The sequence below is a fragment of the Lacisediminihabitans profunda genome, assembly GCF_008040105.1.
GTDB classification, from domain to species: Bacteria; Actinomycetota; Actinomycetes; order Actinomycetales; family Microbacteriaceae; genus Lacisediminihabitans; species Lacisediminihabitans profunda.
Window position 1 is genome coordinate 307,023 of the sequence record NZ_VRMG01000008.1, and the last position, 16,758, is coordinate 323,780.

Below are 16,758 nucleotides of genomic sequence, written 5' to 3' on the forward strand. Positions count from 1 at the left end.
CTCCCCCGTTCTCGGTGATACTTGAGATATCGTTCCTGACCATCGCGCGTCGACGCTGTGCCCGGGAACAATCGGCAGCGATCGAGGGAGATTGATGACCATGCCAGAAGTGACCCCACGGGCAGAAGCCACGCCGAGCGGCGCCGAGAGCGACGACCGCATCCACGGCGAACTGGACACCGCGATCGCGGAACTCGCCGTCGGCGAATTCCGCTGGGCGAAGACCGGCCTCGCCGAACGCATCGCCTGGCTCGACGAGGTCTCGAAGGCCGTCACGAAGGAGGCCGAGCACTGGGTGCGCGTGGCCGGCCAGGTCAAGGGGCTCGACCCGGCCTCCTCCCTCATGGGCGAGGAATGGATCTCCGGCCCGTACGTGATCCTCACCTCCCTCACCACCCTCAGACACAGCCTCGCGGCGATCGCTCGGGGCGAGAGCCCGATCGCCGAACGCACCCTCGGCAGCGCCCCAGGCGGGCGCGTGACGGTGCCGGTGCTGCCCTCCTCCCCGTACGAGGCCCTGCTGCTGCACGGGTTCACGGGCGAGGTGTGGATGAAGCCCGGCATCAGTGCCGAGACGGTGCGTGCCTCGGCCGGACTCGGCGCCCTCGACCCCACCAGCACCGGCGGCGTCGGCCTCGTGCTCGGCGCCGGCAACATCACCTCGATCCCGCCGCTCGACGTGCTGTACGAATTGATCGCCCACAACCGGGTCGCGCTGCTCAAGCTCAATCCGGTGATGGACGCGATGCTCCCGGTCTACACGGCGGCGTTCGCGCCGCTCATCCGGGCGGGGGTGCTCCGCATCGTCACCGGCGGCGGGGAGGTCGGCGGCTACCTCGCCCACCACCCGGGGATCTCGCACGTGCACATCACGGGAAGCGCAGCGACCCATGACCTGATCGTCTGGGGTGCGGGCGAGGAGGGTCGGACGCGCAAGTCCAGCGGCGTTCCCCTGCTTGCCAAACCGATCACGAGCGAGCTCGGCGGGGTCGCCCCCATCATCGTGCTGCCGGGCAAATGGACCGCCCGCGACCTGCGATTCCAGGCCGAGCACATCGCGACGCAGAGGCTGCACAACGGAGGCTACAACTGCATCGCCGGTCAGATCGTGGTGCTCAGCTCCGGCTGGGCCCAGCGGTCCGCGTTCCTCGAGCAGCTGCGCATCGCCCTCGCCACCGCCCCGCCGCGCACGCCCTGGTACCCGGGAAGCGACTCTCGCGTGGCGCGGGCCAGCGCCGACTATCCGGATGCCGAACGACTGGGCCCGGCGGAGAGCCCTCGCCTCCTGGTGGACGTGCACTCGGATGCCGACGCCTCCGCCCTGCAGACCACGGAGTACTTCTCGCCGGTGCTCGGGGTGATCGAGCTGCCGGGAAGCGGGCAGTCGTTCCTCGACGCCGCCGTGGAGACGGTCAACCGGGACTTCGTGGGTACCCTTGGCGCGAACATCATCGGCATGCCGAGCACCATCTCGTCGCTCGGCCGCGGGTTCGACGAGGCCCTCGCCCGCCTCGAGTACGGAACGATCGCCATCAACGCGTGGACGGGCGTCGGGTTCCTCACGGCCGCTGCACCGTGGGGCGCGTTCCCCGGCCACACCCTCGACAACGTGCAGAGCGGCATCGAGGTCGTGCACAACGCCTTCCTGCTCGCGGACACGGAGCGCACCATCATCCGCGGCCCGTTCCGACCGTTCCCCCGCTCGGTGCTGCACGGCGAATTCGCACTCTTCCCCAAGCCGCCGTGGTTCGTCTCGGCCCGCAGCGCGAAGGCGACGGGCAAGAGACTCTTCGAGTTCGCGGCGCATCCGTCGTGGGCGAAGATGCCCGGGGTGTTCGCGGCGGCGTTCCGCGCATGAACGGGGCAGCGCAGCGTGGCGAGACCTTCGACTACGTGATCGTGGGAGCCGGAGCCGCGGGGGCGGCCCTCGCCGGCCGGCTGAGCACCGACCCCGCGGTCTCGGTACTGCTGCTTGAGGCGGGAGGCCCGGACAAGAAGACCGAGATCCACATCCCAGCCGCGTTCTCCGCACTGTTCCGATCCGCCGCGGACTGGGACTACGACACCGTGCCGCAGGAGCAATTGGGCGGCCGCACCGTCTACTGGCCCCGAGGCAAGGTGCTCGGAGGATCATCCTCCCTGAACGCCATGATGTGGGTGCGTGGCTTCGCCGCCGACTATGACGGCTGGGCGAAGGTCGCCGGCTCGTCCTGGTCCTACGACGCCCTGCTGCCCTACTTTCGGCGGATCGAGCGGGTGCAGGGCAACGTCGACCCCGATCAGGGCTCCGCGGGCACGATGAGCATCGAGGCGCAGCGCAGCCCGCGTTCGCACACGGCGACCTTCCTCGCCGCCGCCCGCGAGGCCGGCTACGCTGTGGTGCCGCCGAACACCGCGACCCCGGACGGCTTCAGCCAGACGATGGTGAGCCAGGCGCGCGGATCGCGCTTTAGCACGGTGGACGGCTATCTTGCGCCGGCGCGGAGTCGCCGCAATCTCACCGTGCGCACGAACGCGCAGGCGACACGCGTGCTCTTCGACGGCACGAGGGCGGTGGGGGTCGAACACGTCACTGACGGCGGTCGCACGCGGGTGTTCGCGCGCCGCGAGGTGGTGCTCTGCGGGGGCGCGGTCAACACCCCGCAGTTGCTCATGCTCTCCGGCATCGGCCGGGCGGAACGGCTGAGGGAGCTCGGCATCGAGGTGCTCGTCGACTCCGCCGAGGTGGGGTCGAACCTGCGCGACCACGTGCTCTCCGGCCTCATCGCCGAGACGGCGGGCGACACGCTCTTCACCGCGAAGAAGCCACTGCAGGTGCTGGACTACCTGGTGCGCCGCCGCGGGATGCTCACGTCGAACGTCGCCGAGGCCTACGGCTTCGTGCGCACCGACCCGCGGCTCGCCCTGCCGGACATCGAGATCATCTTCGCTCCGGTCGCCTACGTCGGCGAGGGCCTGGTTCCCACGCCGGCCCATGCCCTCACCATCGGGGCCATCCTGCAGCAACCGGAGAGCACCGGGGTCATCGACCTGGCCTCGAGCGATCCGCTCGCCAAGCCACTCATCGATCCGCGCTACCTCGCGGATGCCGCGGGCCGGGACCGCGAGACGCTGATGGCCGGGCTCGCCATCTGCGAGCGCCTGCTTCAGCAGCCGGCGCTGCGTGCGGTGAGCGGCCCGCACTTCCTGATGCCGGAGGGCGCGGATGCCATGACCCCGGCGGCGAGGGACGCGATCGCGATCGAACGCCACGCCCACACCCTGTACCACCCCGTCGGCACCGCGAGGATGGGCTCGGATGCCGGCTCGGTCGTGGACGAGCAGTTGCGGGTGCGCGGCGTCGACGGCCTCCGAGTGGCGGACGCGTCCGTCATGCCGATGATCATCCGCGGCCATACCAACGCCCCGTCGATCGTGATCGGCGAGCGAGCTGCCGATCTGCTCGCGGAGGCCTGGGCCGCCAGCACCGCGGGCGCCACGGCACGCGCCTAGCGGCCGCGGCGATGGCGGGAAGGGAGCGCCGGTGAAGACGATCCTCGTCACGGGTGCCAATCGGGGCATCGGGCGGCTCGCCGCGGCCGAGTTGCTGAGGCGCGGTGATCGGGTCATCCTCACCGCCCGCAACCCGGACCGCGCCGCAGCGTTGCGCTCGGAGCTCTCGGCTGAGATCGCCTCGGGTCGCGCGCAGGTGCGTCCACTCGACCTCGCATCCTTCGCGAGTGTGCGCGGGCTCTCCGCGGAGCTCATCGCCGACGGGGAGAGGCTCGACGCGATCGTGCACAACGCCGGCACCCTCTCTCCCCCACCGGTTCGCACGATCACCGAGGACGGCATCGAACAGACCCTGCAGATCCACGCGGTGGCGCCGTGGCTGTTGAGCACGCTCCTGCTGCCCGCGCTCGCCCGACCGTCCCGGCTCGTCTTCCTCGGGTCGAGCCTGCACCTGCCGAACAGCCGCGGTGTTCCCGTTCGCTTCAGCTTCGACGACCCGTTCCTGGTCGAGGGCTACCACCCGGAACGCGCCTACAAGAACGCCAAGCTGGCCCAGCTCTGGGTGGTGCGCGAGTGGGAACGCCGGCACGGAGCCGAGGGAGTGCACGCCGACGACCTCTGCCCCGGCTTCGTGCCGATCACTGCCTCCGCCAACACTCGAGGATTCATGAGGGTGCTGCTGCGCCGGGTGATGCCGATAATGCCGTTCGCGACCTCACCGCAGGCGGCCGCGCGGCTCGAGGCAGACTGGGCGGAACGCGATCCCACCATTCCCGGCGGGGCATACTTCGATGGCGGCACTCCGACGCAGCCGAGCGAAGACGCCCGGGATGACGACACGGCGCGATCGTTCTGGGCGCTGCTCGAGGCGTGGGCCCCCGTCTAGGTCGTGGACCCCGACCCCGTCGCGGCCGCCTCGGCTGCCCTCCGCCGCATGCCGGTCGCCGCGACGATGTTCGCCGGAGGCTGGACCTTCTCGGCCCTCTGGTTGTGCCGCCCAGCTGTGCCGCTCGCGTCGGTCGGGCCGAGTTCTGCAGGACGGGCCCCGGAGGCGTGGGAGCCCACCCCGCAGACTCTGGTTATGCAGGACAGCTTGTGCAGGACACGGCAGGGGTGTGGCAACCCGAACGGTCCTGGTCTGCAGGACGTTTCCGTCGATTCTGCACCTTTCGTCCTCGCCATCCGCCCGAGGCGTCCTGCACAACCCGTCGAGCCGTCCTGCACAACCCGTCCTGCACAACTGGAGTCTGCGGGGCGGGCACCCGTGGACGCCGGCACCGTCCTGCACAACGCCATCCCGGGCAAGGCGGACCGCCGCGCCGGCCCCGATCCCCCGCGAGGCGGCGCCGCTCAGGACAGGATGTCCTTGCTGCTGAACCGGCCGTAGGCGAGGGCCGCGAAGACGAGCACGTAGGCGGCCTGCAGGATGGCGTTGTTGCCGAAGGAGTCCCACGAGATCGGCTGGCGCAGAAGGTCGCCGAAGCCCAGCCAGTAGTGGCTGAAGAGCCACGGATGCAGCCAGTCCAGTTGCGGCAGCGAGTCGAGTACCTGCGACACGACGGCGAGCACGATGGTGGAGGCCATCGCCCCGACCGGCACGTCGGTGAGGGTGGAGATGAAGAGCCCGATCGCGGAGAGCCCGATCAGCGAGACCGAGATGTAGGCCGCGACCAGCAGTGAGCGGAGCAGGGATTCGCCGACACTGATGGTGTCGCCGGACAGCAGGGTCACCGGGCCGACCGGGAAGAGGGCGATTCCGATGGCCGCGCCGGCCACGGCGACGGCGAGCGTGGCGGCGACGCAGAACACCACCGCCGCGGCGAACTTCACGAGCAGAAGCCGGACGCGTCCGGCGGGCGCCACGAGCAGGTAGCGCAGGGTACCGGCGCTCGCCTCGCCCGCGATCGTGTCGCCGGCGACGACGCCGACGGTGAGTGGCAGGAAGAGCGGCACGCAGACGATGAGCCCGACGGCCCCCACGAACAGTCCGTTCTGGGTGATCTGGTCGAGGAAGGCCGGCCCGCGGCCGGGCGGCGGTGTGGCCGAGGAGAGGCGCACGGCGAGCGCGATGAGGATCGGCACCGCCGCGAGGGCCAGCAGCATCGCCCAGGTGCGACGCCGACGAAACAGCACAGAGAGTTCGGAGGCGAGCAGCGCCCAGCCGACCGCGGGCCGGCTGCGCAGGAGTTGGCTACTGGGCAATGTCGAACCCCTCACCGGTGAGTGCCACGAAGCGGTCTTCGAGGCTCGCCCGCTCGATCGAGAATCCGCGGACCCGCACGCCGTCCGACACGAGGGCCGCGACGATCGAATCGGGATCGGTCAGCTCGTCGTTCAGCGGCGCGGTGACCGTCGCCGCGGCGGCCGTCCCGTCGGAATCGTCCACGCTGGCCGGCGACAGCCCGAGGCGCTCGAACACTCGCGCTGCAGCATCCGGGTCCGGTGTGAGCACGCGCACCTGCGGCTGGCCCACGCGTCGAAGCTCGTCGAGCGTGCCCTGGGCCACCAGGTTGCCCACGCTCATCACCGCCGCGTGGGTGCAGATCTGCTCGATCTCGGCGAGCAGATGGCTCGAGACGAAGACGGTGGTGCCCTCGGCGGCGAGAGAACGCACGAGGCTGCGAACCTCGCGTGTGCCCTGCGGGTCGAGCCCGTTCGTCGGTTCGTCGAGCACGAGGAGCTCGCGCGGGGTGAGCAGGGCGTTCGCGATTCCCAGCCGCTGCTTCATGCCGAGGGAGTACGCGTGAACCTTCTTGCGCGCGGCGTGGCCGAGCCCCACCCGTTCGAGTGCGCTGTCGACCCTGGCGCGCCGGGTGGCAGAGGGCGCGTAGCGGTCGGCGGTGTCCAGCCGGTTCAGGTTGGCCGCGCCCGAGAGGTACGGATAGAAGCCCGGTCCCTCCACCAGTGCGCCGACCCGCGGCAGCACGTCGCGCAGGTCACCAGACATATCGTGGCCGAGCAGGCGCACGGTGCCGCTCGTGGGCACGGCGAGGCCCAGCAGCATCCGGATGGTCGTGGTCTTGCCGGACCCGTTGGGGCCGAGGAAGCCGAACACCGCGCCGCGAGGCACTGTCAAGTCGATGCCGTTCACCGCCGCATAGCTTCCGAAACGCTTGGTCAGCCCGTGCGTTTCGATCGCCGGTTCGCCGGAGGCGGCATCGCCCGTCACGGGGCCGAGGCCACGGCCTGGAGACGCTCGACCGGAACGGAGCCGGCGAACACGCGCCCGTCGTTCGTGACGAGCACGTTGACCAGGGCGGTGTGGAAGAGGTGCCCGCCGGCCACCGTGGTGGTGAGCTTGCCGAACAGGGGCGAACTGGTGAGCTTCGCGGTCTCGGCGCCGGCCGGCATCGAGAGCACCGCATCCCAGCCGCTGCCGATCATGCTGGGCTTGACCGCATCCGTCTCCGGCCTGAGCGGCTTCATCGCGCCCTGGTGGCTCGGCATCGCCTGTTCCTTCACCTTCGCGCCGACGGGCGGCGTGAAGGAGAACACGTCGGCGGATGGCGCCGCTAGGGTGAGGGACGAGAACGCGACGCTGAACGCCGGGTCCTTCTGCCCGCGCGCGGCGAGCTGGACGCTCAGCGGGAGTCCGGTCTCGGAGTCGACTGCGATGGACACGGAGCCGACGAGGGTTCCGGTCGCGCGCGGCGTGAGCACGAGATCGTATGCCGTGCGGCCGGCGACACGGGTGTCGTTGCCCACGCTGACCGTGGTCGTCGAGTCCACCGCGGCGAGCAGCTTCGTGGCCAGTTCGCCGGGCGTCTTCACCTCACCGGTCGTGGCTCCCGGTCGCTTGTTGGTCCGCGCCGGAAGCGTGGAGTGGATCGCGGTGTTGTCGCGGGAGCTGTACAGCCAGACGTCGCTGCCGTTGCGGATCACGTCACGCTCCGCGAGCTTGTCCATCACCTGCGCCCGAGCCTTGGTCGGCCCATCGAGATAGACCCGCGCGGTGTATGAACTCGACAGGAGGCCGAGGGCGGATGACGCGGCCGAGTCCGATCCGGTTCCGGTCGTCGGCAGCTGCGGCAGTCCGAGATTGGAGGTCTGCTCGATCGTGCCGGAGAGCGAGCCGACGTGGCTCCGGGCGACGAGCGCGAGCACCTGTTGCGGCGTCTTCGTCGGGAGATCGACGGCGGCGCTCGCGGTGAGAGGAACGGCGATCGCCGCGGAGGCGATCACGGCGACGACGACGCCGGCGGGAACCCATCTCTTCCAGGCCCGATTCATGACAGACACCCTTTCGGCGCGGCACGACGGCCACGCGTAGTGCCGAAATTACACCCGGTTGCTCACAATTTGCTGGGCAGAAGGGCCCGCTATCCACGGCATCCCAGCCACTAGATCCGGCTGCTCACCGAGTCGCCCGACAGGCGCTGCGCAAGCCAGACCGGGACGATCGCCACGATGGTGAGCACCGCCGCGACCACGTTCACGACGGGCGCCTGGTTGGGTCGGAACAGGTTGCCGAAGATCCACAGCGGAAGGGTCTGCACCTGGGGCCCGGCCGTGAAAGTCGTGACCACGATTTCGTCGAAGCTCAGGGCGAAGGCGAGCAGAGCCCCGGCGATGAGCGCCCCGCGAACCCCGGGGATGGTCACCCGCCAGAAGGTCTGCCAGCCGGTGGCGCCGAGGTCGGCCGAGGCCTCCTCGAGGGCGGTCCCCATCCGGCGGAGCCGCGCCTGCACGTTGTTGAACACGATCACGATACAGAAGGTGGCGTGCCCGATGATCACCGTGGCGATGCCGAGGCCGACCCCGAACGGGCCGAGCACCGAGGTGAAGGTGGCATTGAGGGCGATGCCGGTAACGATGCCGGGAAGGGTGATCGGCAGCACCACGAGGAAGCTGATCGTCGAACGCCCGAAGAAGCGGTAGCGCTGCACCGCGAACGCCGCCATCGTGCCAAGGATGAGGGCGATTCCCGTGGCGAACAGGCCGGCGAACACCGATGTGCCGAGGGCGGCGAGCGCTCCGGAGCTGCCCGCAGCCTTCTGCCACCACTCGAGGGTGAGGCCGGAGGGCGGAAACCCGAACGTGCGAGACGAGTTGAACGAGTTCAGCACGATGAGCAGGAGCGGCAGGTAGAGGATCGCCAGCCCGATCACCATGAAGACGACGAGGCTGCGGCGAAGGCCGGCGGGGAGTCTCATCAGACGTTCTCCAGCGCGCCGGTGCGCCTCATGGCCAGCAGGTAGAGCACGATGGCGGCGAGCGGGATGAGGGAGAGCGCCGCCGCCAGGGGCTGGTCGTTGGCCGTGACGAGCTGGCCGTAGATCACGTTGGCGATCATCTGGGTCTTGCCGCCGACGATCCCGACCGCGATGTAGTCACCGAGCGTGAGCGAGAAGGTGAAGATCGAACCTGCCGCGATCGCGGGGAAGACGAGCGGCAGCGCCACCGATCGGAGGGTGCGCCAGGCCCCGGCGCCGAGATCGAAGCTCGCCTCGAACAGCGAGTCTGACACCCGGTCGAACCCGGCGAACACCGGGATGATCATGTACGGCAGCCAGAGGTAGGCGAGGGTGATCACGGTCGCGGGGAGGCCGTACCCCGGCGAGTTTCCGCCGCTCACCCAGTCGATGGGTCCATTGGGGGCGAGCAGAACCCGCCACGCGTAGGCCTTCACGAGATAGCTCGCCCAGAGCGGCGTCGTGACGGCAACCACGAGGATGATGCGCACCCGAGGCGAGGCGACCTTCGCCATGTAGAGCGCGAGGGGCAGCGCGATCACGGCGTCGATCACGGTGACGCCGACCGCGATGAGCAGTGTGCGCAGGGCGACCGTGCCGTAGAGCGGATTGGTGAAGAGCTCGGCGAAGTTCGCGAGCGAGTACGACTGCACGACCTTGCCGGTGAACCCGTCCACGCTCCAGAACGCCGAGAGCAGCATGACCGCGATCGAGCCGAGGTACATGACGACCAGCCAGAGCATCGGCGCGCCCAACAGGAGCACCAGTCTGGTCTTCGGCCTGGTGGCGAAGAACGCCGTGAGGGCGCCGCGCCGGTCGCGAGGGGCGACCGGCCGCGCCACCGCTAGCCCTTGATCTTCTGCCACGCGTCAACCCACTGGGCGTAGGTCGTGCAGTCGCTCTTGCCGCTGCCGTCCACGCACTGCTTCTGCGGGGTGGTCCAGTAGTGGATCTTCGACGCGTAGGCCGAGTCGAGCGCGTGGAAGGTGGTGCAGAACGCGGGGTCCGAGGTCTGCTTGCAGGCGAGGGTCTGCGCGGGCGCCTCGCCGAACCACTCGGCGACCTGGGCATTGGCCTTCGCGCTCGTGATGTAGTCCATCCACTTATACATGCAGTTGGGGTGCTTGGCCTTGGCCGACACCATCCACGTGTCCGACCAGCCGGTGGCGCCCTCCTTGGGCACGACCGTGTCCACCTTGACCTTCGCGTCGGAGTTGACCAGGTTGGCGATCACCTGCCACGTCGTGCCGACCACCGAGGTGCCGGACTCGAAGGCCTGCACCTCCTTGGTGTAGTCGGCCCAGTACTCGCCGACGTTGCCGGCCTGCTCCGTCAGCACTTTAACGGCGGCGTCGAGCTGCTTCTGGGTGAGGGAGTACGGGTCCTTGATGCCGAGGGACGGGTCCTTCGTCATCAGGTACAGCGCGGCATCCGCGATGTAGATCGGGGAGTCGTAGGCGGTGACCTTGCCCTTGTAGGCGCTGGACTTGTCGAAGACGACCGACCAGGAGTCGGGGGCCGGGGTCACGACGCTCGGGTTGTACATCAGGAGATTGGCCCCCCAGCCGTGCGGGATGCCGTACATCTGCTTGTTCACCGAGTTCCACGACTTGTCCTTCAGGAACGGTGAGATCGTCGCGTAGTTGGGCACGAGCTTCGTGTTCACCGGGGCGACATCGCCCGCGTAGACGAGCCGGAGCGTGGCGTCGCCGGAGGCGGACACTCCGTCGTACTGTCCGGTGCGCATGAGCTGAACCATGGCATCCGAGGTGTCGCCGATGGTCGTGTTGACCTTGCAGCCGCTCTGCTGCTCGAACGGGTGCACCCAGTCCACAGTCGGGTCGTTCGACCCGTCTTCGGCATACCCCGCCCAGGCGACGAGATTGAGCTGTCCCTCGCCGGCGCCAAGTTTTTGCAGCATGGCGACCTTGGGCGGCGGCGCACCCTGCGAACTCGTGCTCGGCGTAGACGTCGAACAACCGGTGAACAGCATGGCGGTCGTCAGCGCTACGGCGCCTGCACTCAGCGCCAGAAATCTTCTCTTCATGGGGCACCTCTCTCGGGTCGTGCTGTGGTGGGTCGGGGATTCAGACGGTGATGCTCCGCATGGCGCTCTCGTGCCAGGTCAGTCCGATCGGGTCGCCGCGACGTACGACCCCGCCGTCCGGGCTGTGCGCGTTGAGGACCGTCGCGGTGAGGATGAGCCCCTCCGGGCCGGCGACGACGATGCGGGTGGTGGACCCCGCGTAGACGACGTCCTGAACGACTCCCGCGACGGTGAGCGAGCCGGGGGCCGTGGCCGAGCCGCTCGGGGCGACGGCGATCTTCTCCGGGCGCACGGCGAAGGCGCCGTCTCGGCCGACGATCGCGCGGGCCGCCGCCCCGCTGATCACGTTCGACGAGCCGACGAACCCGGCGACGAACTGGGTGGCCGGGTTCTCGTAGACCTCTTCGGCCCGACCGACCTGTTCGATGCGGCCGTTGTTGAACACGGCGAGGCGGTCGCAGAGGGTGAGGGCCTCATCCTGGTCGTGGGTAACGAAGAGGAATGTGATTCCCACCTCGCGCTGGATCGCCTTGAGTTCGAGCTGCATCTGCTCGCGGAGCTTGAGGTCGAGCGCGCCGAGCGGCTCATCGAGCAGCAGCACCCGGGGCCGGTTGACCAGGGCCCTGGCGAGGGCGACCCGCTGGCGCTGGCCACCGGACAGTTGCGTCGGCTTGCGCCTTCCGTGCTCGCCGAGCCGCACCATGTCGAGGGCCTCCCCCACGCGGCGGGCCCGCTCCGCCCTGGGCACCCGGTGCACGAGCAGCCCGTACTCCACGTTCTGGGCGACGGTCATGTGCGGAAAGAGCGCGTAGTCCTGGAAGACCGTGTTCACGTCTCGACGGAACGGCGGGAGCGTCGTAGCATCGACGCCGCCCAGGAAGACGGACCCGGAGGTCGGCTGCTCGAAGCCGGCGATCATCCGCAAGACCGTCGTCTTGCCCGAGCCGGATGGGCCGAGCATGGCGAAGAACTCGCCATCCGCGATGTCGAGGTCGATGCCGTCGACCGCCGTGACCGCGCCGAAGGTCTTGCGAAGCGCACGCAGCGACACCTGCGGAACAGCGGCGGAATTCGTCGCCCGATCCGCGTGCTCGAACTCGTCGACGGTCGCCTTGGCTATCCGCGAATCACTCACCACTGCCTCTTAGTGCTTGCCCCACGGGAAACGCTTTGAGTCATGGAATCACACGAGACGAGAACAAGTCAATCGATCGAGGGCCACGCGCCCGCGGTGGCGGCACGGGACGCCAGTGGTGGCGAGAGTCGGGTCCAAAGCCCCTGCCCGTCTCCCGCCGGCTGACTACCCTCAGGCCATGGACGAGGACTTGCCGGTGCGCCTGTCCGGCCTGCGAAAGCGGTTCGGTACGAGCGTGGCTCTCGAGGGCGTGAGTCTGACCATCGAGCCGGGCGAGGTGTTCGGCTACCTGGGTCCGAACGGCGCGGGAAAGACCACAACCATCCGGATCCTGCTGGGGATGCTTCGACCGAGTTCCGGCACGGCGCGCGTGTTCGGGCTCGACAGCTGGCGGGAATCGGTCGCGGTGCACCGCCTGGTCGGGTACGTTCCGGGAGAGTCCGCGCTCTACCGCCGTCTCACGGGCCGGCAGCACATCGACTATTTCGCCCATCTGCGGCACCGCGAGGACGACGCCAGGGGTGCCGTCCTCGCGGCGGACCTCGATCTTGACCTCGACCGCCCCGCCGGCGCACTCTCCCGGGGCAATCGGCAGAAGCTCAGCATCGTTCTCGCACTCATGTCGGAGCCCCGTCTGCTCATCCTCGACGAGCCGACGAGCGGCCTCGATCCGCTCGTGCAGCAGGCGTTCCACGCCATGCTGCGGAGCCACACCGAACGAGGTGGATCCGTGCTCTTCTCCTCGCACGTGCTCGGGGAGGTCCAGCGTGTGGCTGACAGGATCGGAGTGATCCGACTCGGGCAACTGATCGCCGTGGAGAGACTCGATGAACTGCGCGCGAAGTCGCTGCACCGGGTGCGCGCGAGCTTCGTCGACCCGGTGCCAGTCGACCGGTTTTCCGCGTTGCCAGGCCTTCAGGGTCTCGTGGTGACGGACCGCACCCTGCAGTGCAGCGCCCCCCAGTGGGCGCTCGACGGGCTACTGAAGCGGGTGGCCGAACACTCGGTGGAGGACTTCGAGTGCGCGGAGGCCGACCTCGACGAGTCCTTCATGAGCTACTACGCGCGGGAGGCGACCGATGCTTCGTAGCGTCTTCGCCAAGACTCTTCGCGACCAGCGCCGCAGCCTCGCCTGGTGGTCGGTGTCCCTCGTGCTCATCGTGGGGATGTACGTCGCGATCTGGCCGAGCGTGCGAGACCAGCCGTCGGTGGGTGATTTCCTGGACCAGATGCCGGAGGCCATCCGCTCGCTCTTCGCGTCGTCGGGGGCGGACATGTCGACTCCCGTCGGCTACCTCCAAGTGGAGTTGATGTCGTTCCTCGGACCGGCGGTGGTGTTGCTCTACGCGATCGGCGCCGCCGTTGCCGCCATCGGCGGCGAAGAAGAACACCACACGATGGACCTTTTGCTCGCCAATCCGATTCGCCGAAGCCGTGTCGTGCTCGACAAGTTCGCCGCCATGGCGGTCGGCACCTTCCTTCTCGCGGCGGTCACCGGCACCGCGCTCGTGGCCGAAGGTCAAATCACCGGCATGGACCTGCCCGTGGGCAATGTTGCCGCCGCCATGCTGCATCTGGCCATGCTCGGAGTGGTGTTCGGGAGCCTGGCCCTCGCGCTATCGGGCTGGACGGGGTGGGCGGGGCTCAGCCGGGGAATCCCGGCCGCTCTCGCTGTGGTCGCCTACGCCGTGAACGCCCTTGCCCCACTCGTCGACTGGCTCGAACCTCTGCAGAAACTGTCGCCGTTCTACCAGTACATCGGCGGTGATCCTCTGCGCGAGGGGGTTGATCTGCCGAGTGTTCTCGTCTCGGTCACGACCACCGCCGTGCTCGTCGCGCTCGCGGTGGTCGGCTTTCGTCGCCGGGATATCGCCGCCTGACGCGTCGACCGCTGAACCGGGAGGGCGTGAGTCTCGTCGTATCGGTAGCGGCCAACTTCCGCCGATGCGATTGCGTTCTTGCGTGACGCACCCCATTCCAGAAGGGACTCATCGTGAAGACAACAACCACTTCCAGCCTCCTCGGCGCGGCGCTGGTGGCGCTGGCCCTGGCCGGGTGCGCATCGTCCGGAACGTCATCCGGCGCCTACGGATCCGCACAGTCGTCCTCGTCACCGGCGCCGGCCACGGCAAGCGCCGATATCGCCGTCGGCACGACCACCCTCGGCAAGGTCATCGTGGACGGCACGGGCCTGACGGCCTACGTCTTCGACAAGGACACTCCCAACTCCGGGTCGAGCGCCTGCACCGGACAGTGCGCCTCGCTGTGGCCCGCGATCACCTCGAAGTCGGCCACGCCGCAGGTCAGCGGCATCACCGGAAAGATCGGGACCATCACCGGCGTCGAGGGGGGCAAGCAGGTCACCGTGAACGGGCGACCGATCTACACCTTCGCTCAGGACAAGGCCCCCGGCGACATCAACGGACAGGGCGTGGGCGGCATTTGGTACGTCGTGTCTCCGAGCGGTGACGAGATCAAGTCTGCCAAGTCGGGGTATTGATCGGCCCGTTCGCAGCCCGGCGCGAAGCCGGGCAGAGCCGCGAAAATGGCGCCGGCGTAGTTACATTGTGCACATTTTAGTTGTGTACAACGTGTTAGTGTCGTACTCATGACCGCGACCCAGGACAGCATCCTCGCCCTCGACGGGCAGGTCTGTTTCGCGCTCTACAACGCCTCCCACGCCCTCACCGCGCGCTATCGGGAGTTGCTCGACCCCCTCGGTGTCACCTACCCGCAATACCTCGCGCTCCTTGTGCTCTGGGAGAGCGGCCCGATGTCGGTATCCGGGCTCGGGGATCGGCTGCACCTCGACTCCGGCACCCTCTCCCCCTTGCTTCGACGGCTCGAGAAGGCCGGACTGATTGCCCGGAATCGCCTCCCGCATGACGAGCGGAGCGTTGAGGTCTCGCTGACCGACGCGGGCAATGCACTCCGCCACCTGGCGGCTCGAATCCCCGAGCAGGTCTGTGCTGCGACGGGACTGCGGCTCGACGAACTGAAGGCCCTCGTGACACAGGTGACCGCTGTCGCCGATCACGTGCGCGCCTCCCACTGACTCACCCTTCCCACCACGGCCGCACTGCCGGCCCGACAGAAAGAAGCACACCATGCCCACTCGCACCGCACGCACCGCCTGGAACGGCAGCTTCGAGACCGGTGGGGGTCAGGTCGAACTCTCCAGCTCGAAGCTCGGCACCTATGACGTGTCGTTCCCGAAGCGCGCCGCCGAGTCCGCCAACGGCTTCACCAGCCCCGAAGAGCTTCTCGCCGCCGCCCACTCGGCGTGCTATGCCATGCAGTTCTCCGCCGTTCTCGGCGCGGCCGGCGGCACCGTGGAGGCCCTCGACGTGAAGGCCGACGTGAGTCTGGGAGCGGACCCGGCCGGTGGCTTCCACCTCTCCGGCATCCACCTGACCGTTCGCGGAGAGGTGACCGGCATCGATAGCGCGACCTTCCTCGCCGCCGCGGCCGAGGCCAAGGCCACCTGCCCCGTGAGCAAGGCGCTCACCGGAGTCGAGATCACCCTGGATGCGCAGCTGGAAAGCTAGCTCGACCGGCCCGGGCGCTCGTTCCTCGGGGGCCCGGGCCGCCACCGGACGACGCCGATTCAGTACACGGTGCGGCCGCGGGAACGGAACTGGTCGCGGACGCGATCCTGACGGCGCCGCATCCGTCTGCTGGCCGACGAGGAGTTCGTCGTCACGGTCGATTCAGCCGGGCGCCCTCCGGCGCTAACGCACCCGAAGAACTGTCTTTCCCGGCCCGTGCAGCCGGGCGCCCTCCGCGTACGCCGCGCGCCCCTCCGAGAGGGGATAGACCCTCGCCACCGTCGGCCGAAGCTCGCCCGAATCGACGAGCGATGCGATCGTGGCCAGTTCGGGCTCGTTGGCTTCGACGATGAAGAAGTAGGTCCGCAGGTCACGACCCCCCGTGAGGGCGTCATCCACGGGCTGGCTGAAGGTGACGAAGCGGCCGCCCGGGCGCACCAACCGGATGGCCCGTTCTCGAGCCGGTCCCCCGACGGCGTCGATCAGCACGTCGGCCGGATCGAGCAGATTGTTCTCGTTCGCGTTCAGGTAGTCGAGCACGACGTCGGCCCCGAGGCCGAGCACGAAGTCGAGGTCGGTGCCCCGCGCCGTCGCACTCACCGTGGCCCCGAAGTGTCTCGCGAGCTGCACGGCGAACGCCCCAACGCCGCCGGCCCCTCCCAGAACCACGACGTGTTCGCCGGGCCGCAGCTCGGCATGGTCGGCGAGGGCCTGCCAGGCGGTCAGCGCCGCAAGGGGAATCGTGGCGCTCTCGACGTGACTCACCGAGAGCGGACGGAGCGCGAGATCGGCCACCGGCACGGCGGCATACTCGGCCGCGGCGCCGTTTCGGTTGAAGCCGATGCGGCCGTACACCTCATCACCGATCGCGAAGCGGTCCACCCCGTCGCCGAGGCCGACGACCACCCCAGACACCTCGTGCGAGGGGATGATCGGCGTCCGGTCGCGGCCGTCCTCCGAGCGCCACGTCTCATCCCAGTCAAGCTCGGTGAAGGTGATGGCGGCCGCGTGAACCTCAACGAGCACCTCCCCCGCCGCGGCGACGGGCACCGGGGCCGTCTCGTAGACCAGTGTCTCGGGACCCCCGCGGCTGTGCGCTCGCAACGCCATCATCGTGTTCACTTGAGCTCCTCATCACGCCGCCGGCTGTCGACGGTGACGGAGTGTCCACGATCAGCGGTCACCGGTTCCGTGACGCCCGATCAAATACGGTACCGCGTCAGAGCGGTCTTTGTGAACTCCTCGGGAACGACCCTTCACCTGGTTCGCGCCGATGGTGAGGTGGCATCGCCCAGGCGCTGCCGCGCGGAGCTCGCCCCCCCCTCTCGAACGGTACGGTGAAGC

16 protein-coding genes are annotated in these 16,758 nt (G+C 68.9%); 8 read left to right on the plus strand and 8 right to left on the minus strand.

The features are described 5' to 3' along the window. Positions 1-100 precede the first annotated feature (100 nt). The 3 genes from FVP33_RS12365 to FVP33_RS12375 are packed head-to-tail and all read left to right on the plus strand — an operon-like array spanning position 101 to position 4,378. Positions 101-1,858 (plus strand): aldehyde dehydrogenase family protein, encoded by a 1,758-nt coding sequence (locus tag FVP33_RS12365; protein WP_147784152.1) that lies wholly within the window; start codon positions 101-103, stop codon positions 1,856-1,858. Beyond that, on the plus strand, positions 1,855-3,492 hold the full coding sequence (locus FVP33_RS12370) for a GMC family oxidoreductase (RefSeq protein ID WP_147783965.1): 1,638 nt from the start codon (positions 1,855-1,857) through the stop codon (positions 3,490-3,492). Before FVP33_RS12365 ends, FVP33_RS12370 begins: the two co-directional genes overlap by 4 nt. 31 nt (positions 3,493-3,523) lie before the next feature. Beyond that, the gene (locus tag FVP33_RS12375) at positions 3,524-4,378 is read left to right on the plus strand and encodes an SDR family NAD(P)-dependent oxidoreductase (protein WP_187270695.1); all 855 of its coding nucleotides are present in this window, start codon (positions 3,524-3,526) and stop codon (positions 4,376-4,378) included. 464 nt (positions 4,379-4,842) lie between these two features. Here FVP33_RS12375 and FVP33_RS12380 read toward each other — a convergent pair whose 3' ends face one another. The 7 genes from FVP33_RS12380 to FVP33_RS12410 form a co-directional block, all read right to left on the minus strand. Continuing rightward, entirely contained in the window at positions 4,843-5,694 is an 852-nt protein-coding gene (locus FVP33_RS12380) for an ABC transporter permease (RefSeq protein ID WP_147783967.1), read from the minus strand. Continuing rightward, positions 5,684-6,661: an ABC transporter ATP-binding protein gene (locus tag FVP33_RS12385; protein WP_147783968.1), complete on the minus strand. Its 978-nt coding sequence runs from the start codon at positions 6,659-6,661 to the stop codon at positions 5,684-5,686. The genes FVP33_RS12380 and FVP33_RS12385 overlap by 11 nt, the downstream gene beginning before the upstream one ends. After that, entirely contained in the window at positions 6,658-7,722 is a 1,065-nt protein-coding gene (locus tag FVP33_RS12390) for a LolA family protein (RefSeq protein ID WP_147783969.1), read from the minus strand. The genes FVP33_RS12385 and FVP33_RS12390 overlap by 4 nt, the downstream gene beginning before the upstream one ends. Positions 7,723-7,832: 110 nt before the next feature. Further along, a complete protein-coding gene (locus tag FVP33_RS12395) occupies positions 7,833-8,645 on the minus strand; it encodes an ABC transporter permease (RefSeq protein WP_147783970.1) in 813 nt (270 codons plus the stop codon). Beyond that, positions 8,645-9,550: an ABC transporter permease gene (locus FVP33_RS12400; RefSeq protein ID WP_246142318.1), complete on the minus strand. Its 906-nt coding sequence runs from the start codon at positions 9,548-9,550 to the stop codon at positions 8,645-8,647. Before FVP33_RS12400 ends, FVP33_RS12395 begins: the two co-directional genes overlap by 1 nt. Next, a complete protein-coding gene (locus FVP33_RS12405) occupies positions 9,529-10,731 on the minus strand; it encodes an ABC transporter substrate-binding protein (protein ID WP_147783971.1) in 1,203 nt (400 codons plus the stop codon). The genes FVP33_RS12400 and FVP33_RS12405 overlap by 22 nt, the downstream gene beginning before the upstream one ends. A gap of 40 nt (positions 10,732-10,771) precedes the next feature. Then, the gene (locus FVP33_RS12410; RefSeq protein WP_425460949.1) at positions 10,772-11,866 is read right to left on the minus strand and encodes an ABC transporter ATP-binding protein; all 1,095 of its coding nucleotides are present in this window, start codon (positions 11,864-11,866) and stop codon (positions 10,772-10,774) included. Positions 11,867-12,044: 178 nt separating this feature from the next. Between FVP33_RS12410 and FVP33_RS12415 the strand changes: the two genes are divergently transcribed. From FVP33_RS12415 to FVP33_RS12435, 5 genes are all read left to right on the plus strand, one after another. Next, positions 12,045-12,956 (plus strand): ABC transporter ATP-binding protein, encoded by a 912-nt coding sequence (locus tag FVP33_RS12415; RefSeq protein ID WP_147783973.1) that lies wholly within the window; start codon positions 12,045-12,047, stop codon positions 12,954-12,956. After that, entirely contained in the window at positions 12,946-13,746 is an 801-nt protein-coding gene (locus tag FVP33_RS12420; protein WP_147783974.1) for an ABC transporter permease subunit, read from the plus strand. Before FVP33_RS12415 ends, FVP33_RS12420 begins: the two co-directional genes overlap by 11 nt. A gap of 113 nt (positions 13,747-13,859) precedes the next feature. Continuing rightward, complete coding sequence (locus tag FVP33_RS12425; RefSeq protein WP_187270696.1) at positions 13,860-14,366, plus strand: COG4315 family predicted lipoprotein; 507 nt, start codon at positions 13,860-13,862, stop codon at positions 14,364-14,366. A 108-nt stretch (positions 14,367-14,474) separates the two neighbouring features. Continuing rightward, positions 14,475-14,921 carry a MarR family winged helix-turn-helix transcriptional regulator gene (locus tag FVP33_RS12430; protein ID WP_147783976.1) on the plus strand — a complete coding sequence of 149 codons (447 nt, stop codon included), beginning with the start codon at positions 14,475-14,477 and terminating at the stop codon, positions 14,919-14,921. Positions 14,922-14,973: 52 nt separating this feature from the next. Further along, positions 14,974-15,414 carry an OsmC family peroxiredoxin gene (locus tag FVP33_RS12435; RefSeq protein WP_147783977.1) on the plus strand — a complete coding sequence of 147 codons (441 nt, stop codon included), beginning with the start codon at positions 14,974-14,976 and terminating at the stop codon, positions 15,412-15,414. A 183-nt stretch (positions 15,415-15,597) separates the two neighbouring features. Here FVP33_RS12435 and FVP33_RS12440 read toward each other — a convergent pair whose 3' ends face one another. After that, entirely contained in the window at positions 15,598-16,527 is a 930-nt protein-coding gene (locus FVP33_RS12440) for an NADP-dependent oxidoreductase (protein WP_147784154.1), read from the minus strand. Positions 16,528-16,758 lie beyond the last annotated feature (231 nt).